General features: G+C 25.0%; 4 protein-coding genes. All 4 read left to right on the top strand.

What is annotated here, in order from left to right; genetic code table 11:
* Window positions 1-214, top strand: a 214-nt coding sequence (locus NSA50_RS19530; protein WP_257448193.1) for a transposase, incomplete at its 5' end; no start/stop codon positions are given.
* Window positions 215-486: 272 nt separating this feature from the next.
* Window positions 487-1,629 (top strand): nuclease-related domain-containing protein, encoded by a 1,143-nt coding sequence (locus NSA50_RS19525; protein WP_257448191.1) that lies wholly within the window; start codon window positions 487-489, stop codon window positions 1,627-1,629.
* A 5-nt stretch (window positions 1,630-1,634) separates the two neighbouring features.
* Window positions 1,635-1,733, top strand: coding sequence for an HRDC domain-containing protein (locus NSA50_RS19520; protein ID WP_257448188.1), 99 nt, complete (start codon window positions 1,635-1,637; stop codon window positions 1,731-1,733).
* 547 nt (window positions 1,734-2,280) lie between these two features.
* Entirely contained in the window at window positions 2,281-2,991 is a 711-nt protein-coding gene (locus NSA50_RS19515) for a Fic family protein (RefSeq protein WP_195429015.1), read from the top strand.
* Window positions 2,992-3,728 lie beyond the last annotated feature (737 nt).

Below are 3,728 nucleotides of genomic sequence, written 5' to 3'. Positions count from 1 at the left end.
TATTTTTGATAAATATGCTAATTTAAAATATAAGTATGGAAATAGAAAGTTTTGGTGTACAGGATATTATGTTGATACAGTAGGTCGCAATAAAAAAGTTATTGAAGAGTATATAAGAAACCAGATAGAGGAAGATATAGCATATGAGCAACTAAGCCTTAAAGAGTACATCGACCCGGTTACGGGTGAGCAAGTAGAAAAAGGCAAGAAGTAGACCCATTTAATGGGTAGCCTGTGAAAATAATGCGGTTGGCAAACTGTTCAGTGTGCGAGTAGTACAGCCAGTAACAAAGCCTTATAGGCGTAGTGCAAACCACCCGTTTTACGGGTGGTCATGATTTCAATTTACAAAATAAAGTTATATAAAAATTTCGAGTGCTAGTAAAAACAAAATCTGGTAAAATATTGATAAGAATTATATAAATATATACATTTATAAAGTATAATTTATATATACTATAAATTGGATTTTATGAGAGGTACAAAATGGCTTTATTTAATAAACTAGATAAACCTATATTTTTAAAGGAAGAAAGTGAATCAAAATATTATATTTCTAAGTTAAAGGAATTACATAGCAGAACACCAGAAGGGCTAAAGGGAAAAATAGAAAAAGAATTAAAGATTGCAACTCTTGGGGAATTTGGAGAGAATAATATAGCTTTTGAGCTTAAAAATAGTGGAATACCAATGTATATATTGCATGATATATGTTTAGAAAGTGAAGATTTATCTGCACAAATTGATTATATAGTGGTAACAAGAAAAGTTATATTTATAATTGAATGTAAGAATCTTATAGGTAATATAGAAATAAATTCACAAGGAAATTTCATAAGAACTTATAATTTCAATGGAAGGTTTATAAAGGAAGGAATATATTCTCCAATAACTCAAAATGAAAGGCACTTGGAAGTATTAAAGAGGATAAAGAAAGAGTCTAAAAGTAATTTTATTTCTAAGTTTCTTTTTGATAAATATTTTAATGATAATTATAAATCAATAGTAGTATTGGCTAATCCTAAAACAGTTTTAAATTCAAGATATGCTAAGAAAGAAATTAAAGATAAGGTTGTTAAAGCAGATCAACTTATTAGTTACATAAAAGAAGTTAATGCTAAATCAGAGTTAATGGCTCTAAGTGATAAGGAAATGAAGGATGTTGCAGAACAATTGCTTGCATTACATAATCCTAGCAAATTAAGTTTTTTAAAAAAGTATCGTGAGTTAATAGAATTAGTTGATGCTTATAATGATAAAGGAAATAATAAAACAATACGTAAAGATAAAATTAATCATATAGAAAAGATTAATGAGAGTAGTATTGATAATCTGCAAAGTGATATTGTGAATAAAGATAAAAATTATATCACAAATAATATTGATAAAAGTATCAATATAAGTAATATAAATATAAATGTTAATATAAATAACAATACTTTCATCAATAATAGTACAAGTAATATAATTAATAATAGTACAAGCAATATAATTAATAATAATATTGATAGTGTATGTAATAATGAAATTTTAATAAAGAAATTAAAAGAATTTAGACTTCAAATGAGTAGAGCAGAGAATACAAAACATATTTCATTTTTAGTGATAAACAAATTACTAATTTATTAGAAAAAATGCCAAAGACAAAATCAGAACTAAAAGATGTTTCTGGCTTTGGAGAAGTGAAGATTGAAAAATATGGTGATGGTATTTTGAAAATTTTAAATGAATAAAGTTATTTATGATTTTGGTATTTGTGGTGTAGAAAAATTTATAAATTTAAAGGACCTCGCGAAACGCGAGGTCCTTTGTTTTGTTATATATTAATTAGAGGATTGTGTAAAATATGGAGATCTATATTATATAGATATGCATATTAAATCTTTTTTAGTAAAAAATATAGAGCAAAAGTATTTTTAAAGAAAGTGGGCCTCTTTGAGCCCCATAAGCACCTCAGGGAATAAACCAGTTCTTCTTTAAATTACAATTTAATATAATTCGTATAGAGTAAACAGATGATGATATAAAATCATCTTTTTTTAATCAAGCTGTATACTTAGCACTCCAGAAACAACACCATGGAATAGAATAGTTCTCAATTATCTGATGACTTGTAGCTAATGGGAGGTCATAAGAAAAATTAAATAAGGGAACTTTTTATTTTATAAAAAATTTAGATAGGGTATAATAAATATAATAATTAATATTTAAGGTAAGATAAGTAATTAAATTTAATATAGAATATATAATGAAATTTATTAATGAGGTGTAGAGAAGATAATGAAGAATGAGTTTTATCATAGATTTTTAAAGGTGTTAAAAGAAACAAAGGGAATTCACAATTCTTTAAATGAAATTTTAAAATACGATTTTATATATCATTCAAATAAAATAGAGGGGAGTACATTTACAACAGAAGCGCTTCAACTTTTATTTGAAAAAAATATAGTAATGGGAGTTCATTCTTTAGATGATGTTCAAGAAACTGTTAACTCTTTCTATACTTTTGATATGGTATTAGATAAAATAGATGAAAAACTCACTTTAGAAATGATAAAAGAATGGCATGCTAGTTTAATGTATAGAACAAGATTGTATGATATGGGGTTAGCAGGAGTATTTAAAAAATATCAAAACAGAATACTTGGAGCTAAATTTGATACTGCGAATCCTTGGGAAGTAGAAGAGAAGTTGAATGCAATTATAGAAAATTTTTATAGTTTAAAGGAAGTTACAATTTATGATATAGCAAAATTCCATTTTGAATTTGAATGTATACATCCATTTCAAGATGGGAATGGTAGAATAGGTAGATTTATATATTTAAAGCAACTGTTAGATAATAGGTTAGATTTAAAATATATGAATGGTGAATCTTCAAATGAATATAAAAGGGCCTTAGAAGAATCAACATTGGATAATATAAAACCATTAGTTGATTATATAGAAATGCAAAAGGATTTTATAAAAGAGAATGAAAAAATGTTTTAGTATGTGGGTTTCAAATCGCCCCACAAGCCCCTTGGTCAAATTTTTTATATTTAGTGATAAATGAATATCTACTTAAAGTTGGAAATTTTAAAGGATCTCGCGAAACGCGAGGTCCTTTGTTTTGTTATATATTAATTAGAGGATTGTGTAAAATATGGAGATCTATATTATATAGATATGCATCTTCACTCTTTTTTAGTAAAAAATTTAAATCAAAAATATCTTCATAAATCTTTAAAATTTTAAAATAACTGCATATGCAATAAGAAAAAAATTTTAAAAGTTTTTCTCAATTTTATTTTAATTTGGATATCTATTTAATGAGTGATATTTAAAAGTTATGTTTAGAGAATTTTAAAAGTTATATTTAGGAGGATTTTAATATGCAATTTTCATTTTTAGGTTTTTCAGTTAAAAAGATTATGGAGAATTACTGTAATTAGCTTAAATAGTATTTGAAAAAGAAGGTTATTAATATTAAATTGTTAATATAAAGCTATATTAATTATTTAATTATTAATAGCCATTTTTTTGTAGAAAATGGCTAAAAAGAAGAAAAGTTAAAGGTTTGTTAATGAATATTAAATAATTTATGAATAGTGAAATTAAGAAATTTTCCACCCTTATGGTATGGGCAAACTATAATCTTTTTTAGAGGTGATTCGGTGATTAAAAAAAATAATTGGACAAATAGTGAGGATTCTAAACTTATAGAATTATTCAATTTAGGTTATATA

The sequence above is a fragment of the Clostridium mucosae genome (genome assembly GCF_024622765.1).
Taxonomy (GTDB): Bacteria; Bacillota; Clostridia; order Clostridiales; family Clostridiaceae; genus Clostridium.
The sequence above is the reverse complement of the archived record's forward strand: the minus strand, read 5'-3'. Positions and strand labels throughout refer to the sequence as shown.

Bases quoted from the DNA above. Each gene is read 5' to 3' on its own strand.
- NSA50_RS19525 (WP_257448191.1), top strand. From the start codon at position 487: ATGGCTTTATTTAATAAACTAGATAAACCTATATTTTTAAAGGAAGAA.
- NSA50_RS19515 (WP_195429015.1), top strand. From the start codon at position 2,281: ATGAAGAATGAGTTTTATCATAGATTTTTAAAGGTGTTAAAAGAAACA.
- NSA50_RS19520 (WP_257448188.1), top strand. From the start codon at position 1,635: ATGCCAAAGACAAAATCAGAACTAAAAGATGTTTCTGGCTTTGGAGAA.